This window comes from Hoylesella shahii (assembly GCF_937990675.1).
Lineage (GTDB): Bacteria > Bacteroidota > Bacteroidia > Bacteroidales > Bacteroidaceae > Prevotella > Prevotella shahii.
This window is the reverse complement of record NZ_CALKQY010000030.1, coordinates 1-16,024: the sequence shown is the minus strand read 5'-3', so window position 1 is coordinate 16,024 and position 16,024 is coordinate 1. Positions and strand designations below refer to the sequence as shown.

11 protein-coding genes are annotated in these 16,024 nt (G+C 42.3%); 2 read left to right on the top strand and 9 right to left on the bottom strand.

Going from position 1 to position 16,024, the window contains the following annotated elements; translation table 11 throughout:
* Positions 1-108: 108 nt before the first annotated feature.
* The 9 genes from QME03_RS05005 to QME03_RS04965 all read right to left on the bottom strand — a co-directional run bounded on the left by QME03_RS05005 (position 109) and on the right by QME03_RS04965 (position 11,386).
* Entirely contained in the window at positions 109-2,109 is a 2,001-nt protein-coding gene (locus QME03_RS05005; RefSeq protein ID WP_025816893.1) for a fructose-bisphosphatase class III, read from the bottom strand.
* Complete coding sequence (locus QME03_RS05000) at positions 2,109-3,233, bottom strand: glycosyltransferase family protein (RefSeq protein ID WP_025816894.1); 1,125 nt, start codon at positions 3,231-3,233, stop codon at positions 2,109-2,111. The genes QME03_RS05005 and QME03_RS05000 overlap by 1 nt, the downstream gene beginning before the upstream one ends.
* 3 nt (positions 3,234-3,236) lie before the next feature.
* Positions 3,237-4,415, bottom strand: coding sequence for a glycosyltransferase (locus QME03_RS04995; RefSeq protein WP_244912945.1), 1,179 nt, complete (start codon positions 4,413-4,415; stop codon positions 3,237-3,239).
* 11 nt (positions 4,416-4,426) lie between these two features.
* Positions 4,427-5,590, bottom strand: coding sequence for a diaminopimelate decarboxylase (gene lysA / locus QME03_RS04990; RefSeq protein WP_025816898.1), 1,164 nt, complete (start codon positions 5,588-5,590; stop codon positions 4,427-4,429).
* Positions 5,591-5,718: 128 nt separating this feature from the next.
* Entirely contained in the window at positions 5,719-7,038 is a 1,320-nt protein-coding gene (locus QME03_RS04985; RefSeq protein WP_025816900.1) for an aspartate kinase, read from the bottom strand.
* Positions 7,039-7,075: 37 nt separating this feature from the next.
* A complete protein-coding gene (locus QME03_RS04980) occupies positions 7,076-7,786 on the bottom strand; it encodes a cell division ATP-binding protein FtsE (RefSeq protein WP_025816901.1) in 711 nt (236 codons plus the stop codon).
* A 154-nt stretch (positions 7,787-7,940) separates the two neighbouring features.
* Complete coding sequence (locus QME03_RS04975) at positions 7,941-8,471, bottom strand: FHA domain-containing protein (RefSeq protein WP_025816902.1); 531 nt, start codon at positions 8,469-8,471, stop codon at positions 7,941-7,943.
* Positions 8,472-8,509: 38 nt separating this feature from the next.
* Positions 8,510-9,625 carry an HU domain-containing protein gene (locus tag QME03_RS04970; RefSeq protein ID WP_110370451.1) on the bottom strand — a complete coding sequence of 372 codons (1,116 nt, stop codon included), beginning with the start codon at positions 9,623-9,625 and terminating at the stop codon, positions 8,510-8,512.
* 690 nt (positions 9,626-10,315) lie between these two features.
* Positions 10,316-11,386, bottom strand: coding sequence for an AAA family ATPase (locus tag QME03_RS04965; protein WP_025817760.1), 1,071 nt, complete (start codon positions 11,384-11,386; stop codon positions 10,316-10,318).
* 258 nt (positions 11,387-11,644) lie between these two features.
* Between QME03_RS04965 and thrA the strand changes: the two genes are divergently transcribed.
* Entirely contained in the window at positions 11,645-14,080 is a 2,436-nt protein-coding gene (gene thrA, locus QME03_RS04960; RefSeq protein ID WP_025817758.1) for a bifunctional aspartate kinase/homoserine dehydrogenase I, read from the top strand.
* 243 nt (positions 14,081-14,323) lie between these two features.
* Positions 14,324-15,793, top strand: a complete 1,470-nt coding sequence (locus QME03_RS04955; RefSeq protein WP_110370550.1) for a glycoside hydrolase family 125 protein — start codon at positions 14,324-14,326, stop codon at positions 15,791-15,793.
* The last annotated feature ends 231 nt before the right edge of the window (positions 15,794-16,024 follow it).

The following is a 16,024-nucleotide window of genomic DNA, read 5'->3' as shown; positions in this document are numbered from 1 at the left end:
TAGTACTGTAAAAACTGAAAATGCACGATATAAAAACGAGCAGCCCCCTTTGGGAGCAGCTCGTTTTATGTATAGCATTCTATACTCTAATTTTTATAGTGTACTCCCCTACTCTTTTTTCTTTCGTTCAGTTTCTTTTATAATGCCATGTCGATAAGCGTAGAGTAATTCTTCTAAGTCGGCCACCTGCTTGTTAAGTTCAACGCCCTTATCAGTATCGGCCACTAGCATTCTGTGCGACGACATTTCGATGATTTGCGTGGTACTTTTAATGTCGCTACCTGTGCGAATTGCCTCCATAGCATTGTTAAAAGGCTCGTGTTGAACCAATTGAAATCCACGGCTATGGTATACTAACGTGTAGCCTGCTATTCCTGTTTCCTTGTGATAAGCTTCAGAAAAGCCACCGTCAATAACCATCAACTTGCCGTTTGCTTTTATTGGATTTTCACCGTTGGCAACATGCACAGGAACGTGTCCGTTGATAATGTGTCTATTGTCTCCTGTAACACCAAAAGCATCTAGTATGCTATCTACAACGTTTTCGTTGTCGCGTAGTGTGAAATAGTTGCCTTTTTTCTCCTTGTGTGTAGCCTTATCGGCAATAAAATAGCGTTCGAAGGTTGCCATTTTAGACTTATCGAAGAGCGGAGAATTGGGTCCACACCATAAATAAAGAAAATAATCAATGGCATATTGGCGCTCTTCGGGCTCCGCATCCTTTTGGTATGCGGTACGAACAAGCATACCGATGTTGTGTAGCAGTTTGCGTCCTGATAGCGTTTGTCCAGGAGTTACCTCCACGTTTTTTAGCGAACCATCTTCGTTTAGAGGAATCGAGGCGTGAAAAAGCAAGTTGTTGTTATATATGGCATACATGCATCCATGTTGCAAAAGCAAGCGCACATGGCGTTGTAACTTTTCGCTCACCTTGAAAGAATGGCGTAAGCGTTTGGCCAACATCTTCTCCTCGTCGGTTAGTTCTAGTGGATTGGCTGGGTTTATCGTTGGAAATTCATTGCTTGTAAGTGGATATTCTTGTCCATCCAGAGTTATAGTACCCTTAGTATAGTTTATATTACGCAGCAAAACCCTGTCTTGCATTTGCCAATGGGAATGCTTCTCAAAGAGTTGCGATTCTATTTTAAACTGAATAACAGCGATAGCCTTATGCATTAAAGCTGTTAGGCGCATGGCTTTTTCGTCTAGTTTAGAAGACTCGCCACTATTTTTAGGCACAAACTCCTTACATTCTGTTTCGCCATAGGTCTCCATGGCAAAGGTTGCAAGTGGCACAAGGTTAATACCGTAACCATCTTCGAGCGTGGTGAGGTTGGCATAACGCAACGATAGTCGTATCACGTTGCAAATACATGCCACATTTCCAGCTGCTGCACCCATCCAAAGCATGTCGTGATTGCCCCATTGAATATCCCAACTGTGATAGCGTTCCATTGTATCCATGATAACATGTGCTCCTGGTCCGCGGTCGTATATGTCGCCTAGAATGTGCAGTTGGTCAATGGCCAAGCGTTGAATAACGTTGCAGATGGCTACAACAAAGTCGTCGGCACGTCCAGTGCTGATTATTGTTTCGATAATAACGTTTACGTATGCGGCCTTATTTGAGTCGTCAACGCGTTCGTGCAATAGTTCTTGGATGATGTATTGGAAGTCTGTTGGTAATGATTTGCGCACTTTCGAACGCGTGTATTTGCTAGATACATCCCTACATATACTCACAAGTTGGTGAATGGTGATGTGATACCAATCGTTTAGATCGGTTTCCGTTTCCTTAACCAACTCCAATTTTTGTTCGGGATAGTAAATCAATGTGCATAATTCTCGTTTCTCTGACTCGCGCAGTGTTGTTCCAAAGATGTCGTTAACCTTGCGTTTGATGTTTCCCGATGCATTTTTTAGCACGTGTTGGAAAGCCTCGTATTCGCCATGCAAATCGGCTAAGAAATGTTCTGTGCCTTTAGGAAGGTTGAGAATGGCTTGGAGATTTATAATTTCAGTGCTTGCTTCGGCCACCGTTGGGAACGATTGAGCTAAGAGTGTGAGGTAACGCAAGTCGCGCTCTATTTCGTATTTTTTCTTTGTCATTACTTAAATACCTTTGTTATCTTGTGGGTTAAGTGCGTGGTATGTTTATCGTTTAGAGGCAGTATGGGCATAAATCCCTCTGGAAGTTTTAGCAAATTGTGCATAACTCCTTCTGCTTGTCTAAAAAACTGCAGCATTCGTGCTTTATTTAGCGCTTGTACTAAGGCTTCTTCATCATAGTCAGACAGCCTTAAACTGGCATAAAGATTAACTAATAATTGTAGGTGTGCAGTATCTTCTGAGAGAGAGTTGTATAAGGTGCGTACATTCTCTACGATAGTTTTAATTACAGCATTATTGTCTAGGCTGTCTGTATCTTCGTCGATTTCCTCCACTTCCAGATCTTCCCCATCCTCAGTGTCGTTGTTGTCTTCGGGTATAGGATCGAAGTTGAAAGTTTCAAAACCTGATAGGTCTGTTGAAGGAGTAGTTGTTTGTAGGCGTTCAAGTCCTTTTCTCAGTAAGTCTAGCACGCGTTCTTGTGCTGCATACATCAACACATAGCTCCATTTGGATGTGGCAAGTGCTTCAATTGTTTCATTGCGCAGATCCATTAGTGTATACATCTCTGCGTCAATTCCTGCAAGTACCAGCAAACCAACCAGCTCTAGTTCGGCAGTTGTGAGCATAGAGGCAGGCCAAGTGTTAAGCGTTTTGCGGTACATGCGCATAAATTGGTTGGCCATGTCGGTCATTTCAATGCCGCTAGTGATGCGTGGGTTGTCTATTCTTACGATATTGGTGTTGACATTGAAAGCCTTCAGCGTATCGTATTCCAATTGTCCACATACATGCACAACACCTACCAGCTTCAACATCCTTTTTATTGGGATATTTAAAAGTAATCGTTTAGCCGTTGGAAGATTGTTTATATGCCAGGGATTAAGGTCGCCCAATGGTGATAGCACCACTGCCGTGTGAGTGCGAACGGCCCAATTATAAATATAAAGCGTCTTGGCATCCCAGCACCCAACAAGATGAACGAGTGAGAAACTATCTTTCCACGAAGGTGCTTCGTTTGCAATAGTGATGTTGAGTTGGTTTTGTATCAGGCTAAAAAGAGTAGTCAGATACTGTTTATCAGCATCTGAAACATCTTTTGATATGTAAACCAACACATTCATTAATTATAATTTATGACTGGTAAATTCGTACTTATCGGTCTTTAGATATTTGAAATACGACCGAATTTTACGCCAAGGCACCATCAGTTCAAATCCAATAACGCGCCAAGCGGGTAGGTCGACATTGAAAACCTTGATTGCTTTATGTGCAAAGAGTATGCGCAGCAACACTGTTAAAAGGATATTGGCCGACGCAACTGACACAATGAGCCAGCGCTCTTCTATTACTCCGTAGACCAAACATAGTATGGCAACGATATAATTGAGGTAGAGCATGATGTTATCTATATTAAACAAAAACCTGCTAAACCATCCGCCTTGTAGGTATTTGCGTGTTTCCCAGAAGTAGAGTTGCTTGTTTATCCACTCCTTTTTTGTTGGTGCCTTTGTCAGCGTGTGTGTTTCGGGATGCAAAGCCACTGTGGTGGCCATATCATCTCCAAACTTATTGACCAAATAGTCGTACTCGCCATGTAGCAAATTGAGATTTCCAGAGAAACCATCGCGCTTCATAAAATCGGTTTTTCTCATGGCCACAAATCCTCCTGCATGTCTATAAGTCTTGCCTCTTAGCGTTCGAGTGAGGATGTAGAAACTAGAGCGCAATTGTTGGTAACGCCACGAGGTACGCGTATCTTCTTCGAGAGCAGTGTAACCCACAACTAATCGGTTATCGGTTGCCAAACTAGGCGCAAGAGCTGCAAGCCATTTGGTGGATAAAGGGGTGCAGGTGGGTTCTAAAATCACCACCCAGTCGGTGTCTGCAGCTTTAATGCCAAGTGTCAGCGTTAGTTTTTTACGACTCATATAGCGCGACGAATTGGGTACAAAGGTGCAATACATGTGTTTATTATCCTTGTTTTCGGCCGACAAACGTTCAACTAAGGCATTGCCTTTATCAGCAACTAAAATCACGCGAAATGGCGCAGCATACTCTTGTTGAAGCATCATTTCAACTGTAGCAGCAAGCTCAGGTGCGTCTTCAAGAATAGGAATAACGATAGACACGGGTGCGGCCGCTGTGTCTGTTGTGTCTACTTCTTTCTCTGCTGCTTGCAAAGCCCATTTTTTTAAGCGCCTGGCACGCAAGAAAGGGTTGCAGAACATAGAGACAAAAAAAAGAACAATGAGCGACATGCAGCAAATAATGGCAATCGTATCAATGTATAAGGTTAGAACCATAAGGGATTGGTTTAAATATTGAAATCTTCACTTAGATAACTCTTGGCTAATGCACGACAGTTGTATTGCGAAGCCATTGCTTCGCCATAAGCACCTGCCGAACAGATAGCTATAAGATGTCCGCGATGGCATTGAGGCAAAACAACGTCATTACCAAAGACATCGCTCGACTCGCAAACAGGTCCTACTACATCGTAAACTTCGTTTGTACCCAATGGATTGGACAAATTGATAATTTTATGTTTGGCATGATACATGGCTGGACGTATCAAATCATTCATGCCAGCATCAAGAATGAGGAACTGTTTACTTTGTCCTTGCTTCACATAAAGCACACGCGAAATGAGAAATCCGCATTGTGCTACCAGTGATCTTCCCAACTCAAAGTGCACTTTCTGCTTGGCGTTGTACAGCAACTCTTTAGCATATGTGTCGAAATATGCTTTAAAGTCGGGTACAATATGTTCTTCGGGGTTGTTGTAGTCTATACCCAGACCACCGCCCACGTTGATGTGTTCGGGTTCAATGCCACGCTCTTTTAGAAATGCAAGTAGGTTATTAGCACTGTTGCACAGTTCCCGAAAGTCGTTCAGTTCTACAATTTGTGAGCCAATATGAAAGTGCAAGCCAATAAAACGCAGGTGTGTAATGGCCTGCATGCGCTCAATCGTCTCCCAAATGCAGTCAATAGGTATGCCAAACTTGTTTTCGGCCATACCTGTAGTTATTTTTTTATGTGTGTGGGCAGCCACGTTTGGATTTACCCTCAAGCACACATTGGTTGTGCAATTCATTTCATTGCAAAGCAGTTCAATCACTTCCATCTCTTCAATGCTTTCAACATTGAAGCAGAAAATGTTGTTTTCAAGTGCTAGCTTTATTTCCCAATCGCTTTTACCCACGCCAGCGAAAACGATTTTTTCGGGTTTAAAGCCCACACTGAGAGCTGTTTCAATCTCTCCACCGCTCACACAGTCTACCCCCAACCCTGCTTCTTTTATTATTTCAAGTATGCGAATGTTTGCATTAGCTTTTGCAGCATAGTGTACAATGAAGTTGGGGTGACTCGCCACTTGTCTGTTTAATTCGTCAAGTGTGGCGCGCAACAATTCTTCATCATAATAATAAAAAGGTGTTGGGTGTTGTTGAAAACTATGTGTAGGTAAATTAATCATTGTGAATGAAATTACAACCAGAGAGTTAATCAATCAAGAAGTAGGACGCGTGTGCTGCACGAGCGGCAAGCCTTTATTCGTTTTCAGCATGCCGACAATGCAAAGAGACAAGCGCCCTACCCTCATTGTCATGCTTTAAAAAGCGTGTCGCTAAGGCATTGCAATGCCCTTTGTTTGTCTTCTTCTTTAATAAGAAAGGATATATTGTAGTTAGAACCGCCATACGAAATCATCCTTACTGGAATATTATTCATTGCATCGGTAACCAAAGTCTCAAATCCAACATTATTCCAATCAAGATCGCCTACCACACAAACAATACACATATTCTCATCTACCGTAACCGTACCATATTTTTTTAGTTCGTCTACGATTTCATTGAGGTGCGAATTGTTGTCGATACTCATCGAAACGCCAACCTCAGAAGTAACAATCATGTCGATGGGCGTTTGGTAGCTTTCAAAAATTTCGAACACTTTACGTAAGAAGCCTGTAGCAAGCAACATACGACTAGACTTTATTTTGATGGCCGTAATCTTATCTTTGGCGGCTATGGCTTTTATTTTACCATGTAACACCTCATTATTGATGATTGTTCCTTCAGCATCTGGGTCCATGGTATTCTTCAGTCGCACAGGTATTCCTGCATATTTGGCAGGCTGTACACAGGTGGGGTGCAATATTTTTGCCCCGAAATAAGCCAACTCTGCAGCCTCTTCGAAGTTTAATTGTCTAACAGCCTCTGTCTTATCTACAACTCTTGGGTCGTTGTTGTGCATACCATCGATGTCTGTCCATATCTGAATTTCATCGGCTGGTAGTGCAGCTCCCACTAGAGAGGCTGTGTAATCCGAACCACCTCGCAGTAGGTTGTCGGTTTCGCCATAAGCGTTTTTGCAGATAAAGCCTTGTGTGATGTATATTTGATAGCCCTTGTTCTCTTCCATCAGTCGATTTAAATTCTCCCTAATGAAAGCCAAGTCGGGTTCATTATTTTTGTCGGTGCGCATAAAATCAAGCGCATTAAGCAATACCGCCTTTACGCCTATTTCCTGCAAATAGTTAACCATCATGTTGGTACTTATCACTTCGCCTTGTGCAACGATGCTTTTTTCTTCAAAGCTAGTGAAGAGGTCTTTGGTGAAAGAGCGCAGGTAATTAAACTCATCTATGAGAAACGCGCGCATCGTTTCTCTATGTTCGGGGGTTGAAAGCAGTGCGTCTACATGTTTAGCATATTGCTTTTCAAGGTTGTTAATAACCTCGTTAGCCCCTTCCGGATTTTTCTTATAAAGATAATCGGCCACCTCTACGAGCGAATTGGTGGTGCCAGACATGGCCGATAGCACAATAAATGAAGGTTCACCCGATGCCGTTATAAGCGAAGCTACGTTCTTCATACGGTCGGGAGAGCCTACAGATGTGCCTCCAAATTTCATTACTTTCATACCCATGTAAACTATAAGTAAGTGTAAGTTTATGTTTTTATTCTTCGTCCTCAGTGAGGTCTATCTTGCTATATTCGTTGGTAATCTCTTTCATTTTGCCATCTGCACAGCGGTAAACTATACCAGGGTATTTGCTAAGCATTGACAAGTTGTGGGTAGTCATCACCACGGCTGTTCCGCTTTGGGTGATGTCGCGCAGCAATGCAACGATGTTGCTAGCTGTTTCGAGGTCGAGGTTGCCGGTTGGTTCATCTGCAATAATCACCTTTGGATTATTTAATATGGCGCGTGCAATAGCAATACGCTGTTGTTCTCCACCCGAAAGTTCGTAGGGCATGTTATGCTTTTTGTCGCTCATACCAACATCGGCCAACACTTTCTCAATGCGTTCGGCACGTTCGTCTTTATCTTTCCAACCGGTAGACTTAAGCACGAACTGCAAGTTCTCCCACACACTGCGGTCGTGTAGCAGCTGGAAGTCTTGAAATATCACTCCCATCTCCTTTCTTAGTGCGGGAACTTCACGGCGACGAAGGGTTGTTAGGTTTCGTCCCAGCACTAGAGCCGTGTCAGCGTCTTCCTCGTCGATATCGAGTTCGCAGTAAGTAGTCTTAAGAAAAGAACTCTTTCCGGAACCCACTTTGCCGATAATGTAGATGAATTCTCCTTCATCAACATGGAAATCAACGCCTCGCAACACTTCGCGGTCGTCTTGATAAACGTTTACGTTTTTATATTCTATGAGCATTGGCCATCATTTTGTTATGATACTTCTTATCTGTGCCATTGACTACAGGGCACAATCAGTGCAAAGTTAATGATTTTCTTGCGATAAGTTCAATAAAATCGAAATAAAATGGGATATAAACAACGCAAGCCCCTAAAAACGAAAAAAGGACTGCTTAGTCCTTTTCGTTTTGCGTGCGCAATATAATACTGGTTGCACCAATGGTGAAGAGCGATCCGTCTTCAAGCACACGGCGTTCTCTGTCGCCCAAAATTTCGTTGTCTACAAACGTTCCTGTGTAGCTAGGGCCATCGCTCAGCACGTATTTTAGTTGTCCGCGTTTGTCGCGACTCACCTCTATGGCACAATGATGCATGTCGATACTGGGGTCGTTTGTCTCGATAGGGCAGTTTATACCACTGCCCTTCATGTATCGACCGATAACGTTTCGGCCCATGTTTAGTGGTAAAACTTGCTTGTAGTGAAACACATTCTCGATAACAGTTAACGTTCCGCAATGGTCGTCGTTATATAGTTCTTCGGGATTGGTTTCTTTCTGGCGGTTATGAAGTTTAGATACGCCAATGCGTATGCCAAACTCTTTTCCGCAATCAGGGCATTGAAAAAATAATGACTGCCCTTCTTGATAGCGTGTCTCGTCGAAAGTTATGTAGTTGTCGCATTTGGGACATCGTACTCTCTTCATGTTTTTGTTTGCATGTTTAGTTATGTAACAAGTTGCCATTAATTGTTGGCACTTTTACGCATTACCCAGCAGTCTTTAAAGTCTGCGTTCTTGTGCAATTTGTAGTAAGCGGCTTGTGCTTCGTTCATTGTTTCGTACCTGCCGTATACCACCTTTACGTCTTTATCGTTTGCCAATACTTCGGTCTCGCTGTAGCCTTTGTCCTTCATCATCTGTGTAAAAAGGTTGGCATTGCGCTTGGTTATTCTGCTTGCCAGCACTAGGCAATAAAAAGTATCGTTGGATTTTGCGCTATTCTCAACCTCAGCAGGTTCGTTTTTTTTCGCTGGAGACTTCGCAGGCGAAGGAATTGGAGCTTTAATTTCTGTGATATTCTCCTGTCCTTTAATCATTTCTTTGGGCATCATCGTGCTCAATAGTCCTGTGTCTACCATGCTATGCGATACAGTGTTAACCTCTCCTTCGGTAACGGTAGAAGGGAAAAGCAAGATGGCCACAATGGCAATACAGATAGCAACGGCATTTCTAAGCCAAGCTACAGGGATGATAAGTTCGCCGTCTTTAACTCGACTATCGTCTGAGTTTTCCTCTATGCTATTAGAAAGTGCGTTTGCAGTGTTATCCATTTCAAGCAGAATGGGCTTGTTTTCTGATTGAATAACTTTGGTCGTGGTCTTTTCTTCTTCTTTATTTGTTAATTCGATACTTTGTTCTGCATTGATAGTTTCTATTGTTTGCAGGCGAAGAATATCGATAGAATTAAGTCCATAGAGCGATGGTGTTAGTATTCCCGACTCGCAAGGCTCAAAAGTGTAAGTGCCATTTTCTGCATAATAAAGCACGCCAAGGTCGTTTAATTCGTAATAACCTTCGTTGTGCAAGTGTTGGCGCATCTCTTCCACCTCATTAGCAATTCGGGTTAAGGCTTCGGGGTAGCTCAAGTCGTAAGCTTCAACATACGATTGCGCCAACAGTGAATCGTTTAAACGAAGTTGGCGATTGAACCCAAGCGTGCGCGACGGCGGCAGAAACGTATGGTCACCGTCGTCGTATCTTGCTTCAACATGGTGCGCCATAAATCCTCCAAAGTCAGGAATAATTACGCAGTCGTTATCCAGCAATAAGATTTCGATATGTCTATGCAGTTCAATCACGATTGCAAAGTTACTATTTTTCTGCCATAGTTCAAGCCTGACACCTTATATTTTGGACATTATTTTACTGAATTATAATGATAATTTAACTATATTATCACTATTATTCTTCGGTTTGTTTTTGAATTGTTTTACAGAAACACCAATACACTGATATATAAACCTAAGTATCAAATATACTGGATGTTATAAACTTAAACATCTAGCTAGCCTTTTATTTAACATATAATTGTATCTACTTGATATTTCATTGCTTATAGTCTTTTACTTGTTTGCTAGAGATGTACCAATTTTATAAACCGTGTATTTAGTTTTCGTATTGTGTGTTTTGTTGTGACTTATGGAATTATAAATTATCTGAAATGTTATTTTAAATAGACAAACAGAGAAATACAAAAATTAACTCATGCGTTATAATGATTTAAAGCAGATTTTTTCCTGGTGCATTTTATCTATAGGGGTGCTGCGTTTATATTGTTAGCATAATCTCTATTGTTATGTTAAATGTAGTAATTAAACCTTCGCGAGAATCGAATATTTTTAAGCGAGTTAGTAGGTGGTGAGTGAAATTGGCACTTATAGTGTTAAATTTCATGGAAAAACCCCTTGCACTTTGTGCTTAAAATGATGTAGCTACCAAGCTTATCCAGCAAGCTATTTATTCCCATACCCCCACTCTATTCCGCTTTCCTAGCCTTGACGTTGCCTTATCCAGCGTGCAAAAAAGGGGTCTTCAATTTCAAAAGTATCTAGTTTGATGACATAACCACTTTGCATCAATCGCTTTACACTGCTATACATCGTGCTAGTAGGTAAACGGCGATTATTTGCAAGCTGCACGCTATTAACCAGTCCCATCAAAATACTCCGATCGGTTTTGTTAAAATTGAGCCAAATACGTTCAAAGTCAAAATCGTGTGTACGAACAAGAGTTGTTATAGCTTGATCCACCACCTCCGCTTCGTTCATTTTTTTATAAGTAAGCATATCCCAAACCAGTGCTGCCAACTGTTGTGTGTAATATGGATGACAACGAGTGGTAGCCAAAATCTGCTCCACCACATTAACCTTTGAGACAAAATTATCTGACAAGCGCTCAGAGATGTACTGGCTAAAATTACTGTGTGGTATTCTGTCAAGATGCATCAGCACACCAAAACGATAGAAAGGCGAGCGCTTTCGTTCAAAAATCTCAGTCATCATCGACTCTTGACTACCCAAGAAAATATAGTTAACGTGCCGTTGGTTTTGGATAATGGCACGCAATCGTTTGTCAATCCCCTTGTCTAACCCCATCAGTTCTTGAAACTCGTCAAACACAACCACCATCGATTCTCCTTTCTCACTCACCTTTTCTACTAGCTGCAGTGCATCTTCTATCAATACCGTAGCATCGGTTGTGGCTTGAAAGGTAATGTCGATAGCTTCTCCCGAAGGCGTGGTAGATATAGTAGGAACAACCCTGAAACTACTTAACAGATGCTTAAGCTTTTCCCACGGATGTAGCTTAAACACTTCTTTCAAAATCATTGCCGCTAATCCCTCAACACTAACTACCATCTGCAAATTGAGTGAGATACAAGGTCGCGCAACTTGAGTCACCGCCCTTTTAACCAAACTAGACTTGCCAAAACGCCTAGGACTAATTAATATCAGGTGGTTATCACTGTTAAGCAGTTGCTTAATGCTTTCCAGTTCTTCGGTTCTGTCGGTGAAGTATTCTCCTTCAACAATGGTTCCAAACTTAAACGGGTTCTTCATTTGCGAAATTTTTCGTTACGAATTTTTTCGCAAATATAATCATAAGCCTTCTATTAACCAAACAAACGACGCAAAAAGGTCATAATAAGGTTTATTTTTAACACCCGTTGCCTGCTTATATACACAAAGCGATTATATAAAGGTTAATTATATATCCGTTTGTTGGCCATATATCTAATTATTGTTACTTTTGCAATGAAGTTATGTTCAACCTCATTTGTTTTGGGGCAACACAATATTAAATTATAACAACAGTAAATGAAAGTATTAAAATTTGGCGGAACATCAGTAGGTTCCGTAAAAAGTATATTGTGCTTAAAGCGCATTGTTGAAAATGAAGCTAAGCGACAACCTGTGATTGTGGTTGTTAGTGCATTGGGCGGAATTACCGACAAGCTTATTTCAACGGCGCAAATGGCAGTGGCTGGCAATGAAAAATGGCGCAACGAGTTTGAGGAAATGACAGTTCGACACCATCAAATGATAGACACCATTATAAGAGACACTGCAGCTCGCGAGCAACTATTCAATATCGTAGACACACTTTTCGAACAGTTGCGCAGCATTTACACAGGTGTTTTCCTTATTCGCGACCTAAGCGAGAAAACTCTTGATGCTATTGTTAGCTATGGCGAACGACTTAGTTCGAATATCGTTTCAACCCTTATCCGCGGTTCTAAGTGGTTCGATTCACGAGATTTTATTAAAACCCGACGAAAAAACAGCAAGCATGTGCTGGATAGCGAGCTAACAAATAAGCTTGTGGTCGACACGTTTTCACCACTTCCACGTGTGTCGCTTGTGCCTGGCTTTATCTCTCTCGACGAAGATACTGGCGAGACAACCAACCTTGGGCGAGGCGGTTCTGACTATACTGCAGCCATCATTGCTGCCGCATTAGACGCCGAAGTGCTTGAGATTTGGACCGATGTAGATGGTTTTATGACGGCCGACCCACGTGTTATCAAAACGGCTTATACTATCAAGGAACTAAGCTATACCGAAGCAATGGAGCTTTGCAACTTCGGTGCAAAGGTGATTTACCCACCAACCATCTACCCTGTTTGCGTAAAGAACATCCCTATAAAGATTAAAAACACCTTTAACGCCGAAGCCGAAGGCACCACAATCAAGCAAAAGGTAGAGAAAACTGATAAACCCATACGAGGTATATCCAGCATTAGTGGCACCGCACTCATCACCGTTGCTGGTTTGTCGATGGTTGGTGTAATTGGTGTTAACAGACGAATATTCACCGTTTTGGCCAATAATGGCATTTCCGTGTTCCTCGTTAGTCAGGCTTCATCAGAGAACTCCACTTCTATTGGTGTGCGCCAACAAGACCTTGACGCAGCCGTTGAAGTGCTTAACAACGAATTTTCTAAAGAGATTGAAACAGGAGCAATGTACCCCATGAAGGCCGAAAGCGGACTTGCCACGGTGGCAATTGTGGGCGAAAATATGCGAAACACGCCAGGTGTGGCAGGAAAACTCTTTGGTACGCTTGGACGTTCGGGTATTAGTGTAATTGCGTGCGCGCAAGGAGCAGCAGAGACCAACATCTCGTTTGTTGTTCCAGAAACATTTTTGCGCAAATCACTTAACGTAATACACGACTCGTTTTTCCTCTCCGAATATACCGAACTCAACCTCTTTGTGTGTGGCATTGGAACGGTAGGCAGCAAGCTTATTGAGCAGATTAAAGCACAGGCAGAAGAATTACGCTTGCGTTCGCGACTTAAATTGCGTGTAGTAGGCATTGCCAGCTCCAAGTTTATGATGTTCGACCGTAATGGTATTGATCTCGAAACTTATGCAGAAAAACTTAAAGACGCAAGCAAATGCACACCAGAGAACTTGCGCGATGAGATACTTGAAATGAATATCTTTAACAGCGTGTTCGTAGATTGCACAGCCAGTAAAGATGTTGCAGGCCTGTATCAAACACTTCTTGACAACAACGTAAGTATTGTTACAGCCAATAAGATTGCCGCATCTTCTAAATATGAGAAATACGAAAGATTAAAACAAACAGCTCTTACACGGGGAATTAAGTTTAAATACGAAACTAATGTGGGCGCAGGACTTCCTATTATCGGAACCATTAATGACCTGAGAAACTCGGGTGACCACATTCTAAAGATTGAAGCTGTGTTGAGCGGAACACTTAATTTCATCTTCAACGAATTGGGTACTGATGTCCCTTTCTCTGAAACCGTGCGACGAGCAAAAGCCCAAGGTTATAGCGAACCCGACCCACGTATCGACTTAAGTGGAACAGACGTGGTTAGAAAGTTGGTGATACTAACCCGCGAGGCTGGATATAAAGCAGAACAAGCCGATGTTGAAAAACATTTGTTTGTGCCCAACAGCTTTTTCGAAGGCTCTCTCGAAGAGTTCTGGGAAAATCTTCCTACACTAGACGCCGACTTTGAAAGAAAGAGTGAGCAACTGGCTAAAGAAGGCAAACGCTGGCGGTTTGTGGCCACTATGAACCTTGGCAAAACTAGCGTTGGCCTTCAAGAAGTTGACAAAAGTCACCCGTTCTACAACCTAGAAGGCTCTAACAACATCGTGCTGCTCACCACAGAGCGCTATAAACAATACCCGATGCAGATACAAGGGTATGGAGCAGGGGCAGATGTAACAGCTGCAGGTGTGTTTGCCAACATCATGAGCATTGCCAATATTTAGGTTCGTAGGTCATGAAACAGCTTGTTTTACCTAAATACGGCGTAATTAGCTAGCTCGTTATGCTTCTTGGCACACACCTATCGCCCATTAGCATAACCAAAAGAGGCTTCGCTCAATGCAAGGTAACAATAGCTATGCCCTACCAACCCATTCAATCGACAAGTCAAGGACTTTCTGCTTCAACACGCATTACGTAAGTAGACAGCCAACATTACCACATTAAACCCTAATCAATTAAAGGATATGAGATCTTTCTATCTGGCACTGGCATTACTTGCCTTGCCTAGCCAACAACTGATGGCTCAAAAAAACAAAGTGTACGGACAAGAGTACATAGAGGCCATAGCCGATAATACACGCCTCTATGTAAGTAAGCGACCCGACGTGAAGGCCAGATTGTTCCGTTCTGAAGTTATCGATAAGAAAATAGAAGAGGTTAAAAAACTTCTCAAAGGAAATCGCTATCTGGCTTGGATGTTCGAGAATTGTTTTCCCAACACGCTAGAAACCACCGTGCACTATCGCAAGCTAAACGGTGAAGACGATACTTTCGTTTATACTGGCGACATCCCTGCTATGTGGCTACGCGACTCGGGTGCGCAAGTATGGCCTTATGTGCAATTTGCCAACAAAGATCCTAAACTTAAGGCCATGATTCGCGGTGTTATTCTTAGACAATTGCGCCAAATTAACATCGACCCTTACGCCAATGCGTTTAACGATGGACCAACTGGCGAAGGCCATGTTACCGACAAAACAGACATGCAGCCAGAGGTGTTTGAACGCAAATACGAAATAGACTCGCTGTGCTATCCCATTCGCTTAGCTTTCCACTATTGGCAAGTAACGGGAGACACCTCTATCTTTGACGAACTGTGGACCGAAGCTATCAAGAAAATTTTGGCAACCTTCAAAGAACAGCAACGCAAAAACGGACCAGGAAAATATCGCTTTGAACGCGAATCAACACGTCAAACAGAGACTTTAGGAGGCGACGGATACGGTTCGCCTGTAAAACCTGTTGGCCTTATTGCTTCATGCTTCCGCCCCTCAGATGATGCCACAACGATGCTTTTCCTTGTTCCTTCTAACTTTATGGCCGTATCGGCACTGCGTAAAGCATCGCAAATCCTGACAAAAGTAAACAAAGACCAAAATCTAAGTCAATCGTGCGAAGCCCTGGCCAACGAGGTTGAGGCTGCGTTAAAGAAGTATGCCATCACCGAACATCCTAAATATGGCAAAATTTATGCATACGAAGTTGACGGCTATGGCGGACAAGTTTTGATGGACGATGCCAATGTACCTAGTTTATTGGCACTGGGATATATGGGCGATGTACCACTGAACGACCCTATCTATCAAAACACGCGTCGTTTTGTTTGGAGCGAAGACAATCCCTGGTTCTTTAAAGGTGAAGCAGGAGAAGGCATAGGTGGTCCCCATATCGGTGCTAACTATCCTTGGCCAATGAGCATCATGCTTAAGGCTTTTACAGCTCAAAACGACGACGAGATTAGACAATGCATCAAGATGTTGATGGAAACAGATGGCAATACTGGCGTTATGCACGAAGCTTTCAACAAAAACAATGCGCAAAAGTACACTCGCGCTTGGTTTGCTTGGCCTAACACTTTGTTTGGAGAACTGATTCTTAAGCTTATCAACGATGGCAAACTCGACTTGCTTAATAGCATTCAAGTTAAAAAGTAGATTTGTTATTTTCTTTTTTTGAACATTCAACATATTATTGTAGCTATTAACAAAGTCTACAAAGCCACAAAATGATGGTAGAATACAAATATATGTGAGCCAAAAGAGAAAAAATATTGAATAAAATGCGGTGTAATTGTAATTTTATTATTACCTTTGCACCGCATTTGGAAGATTGGCAGAGTGATCGATCGCGCTGGACTCGAAATCCGGTATACCCCTTTCGGGTAT

What these genes read in the sequence shown, in the direction of transcription:
- QME03_RS05005 (WP_025816893.1), bottom strand. Translation starts at nt 2,109, where the DNA reads ATGACAAAGAAAAAATACGAAATAGAGCGCGACTTGCGTTACCTCACA.
- QME03_RS05000 (WP_025816894.1), bottom strand. Translation starts at nt 3,233, where the DNA reads ATGAATGTGTTGGTTTACATATCAAAAGATGTTTCAGATGCTGATAAA.
- QME03_RS04995 (WP_244912945.1), bottom strand. Translation starts at nt 4,415, where the DNA reads ATGGTTCTAACCTTATACATTGATACGATTGCCATTATTTGCTGCATG.
- lysA (WP_025816898.1), bottom strand. Translation starts at nt 5,590, where the DNA reads ATGATTAATTTACCTACACATAGTTTTCAACAACACCCAACACCTTTT.
- QME03_RS04985 (WP_025816900.1), bottom strand. Translation starts at nt 7,038, where the DNA reads ATGAAAGTAATGAAATTTGGAGGCACATCTGTAGGCTCTCCCGACCGT.
- QME03_RS04980 (WP_025816901.1), bottom strand. Translation starts at nt 7,786, where the DNA reads ATGCTCATAGAATATAAAAACGTAAACGTTTATCAAGACGACCGCGAA.
- QME03_RS04975 (WP_025816902.1), bottom strand. Translation starts at nt 8,471, where the DNA reads ATGAAGAGAGTACGATGTCCCAAATGCGACAACTACATAACTTTCGAC.
- QME03_RS04965 (WP_025817760.1), bottom strand. Translation starts at nt 11,386, where the DNA reads ATGAAGAACCCGTTTAAGTTTGGAACCATTGTTGAAGGAGAATACTTC.
- thrA (WP_025817758.1), top strand. Translation starts at nt 11,645, where the DNA reads ATGAAAGTATTAAAATTTGGCGGAACATCAGTAGGTTCCGTAAAAAGT.
- QME03_RS04955 (WP_110370550.1), top strand. Translation starts at nt 14,324, where the DNA reads ATGAGATCTTTCTATCTGGCACTGGCATTACTTGCCTTGCCTAGCCAA.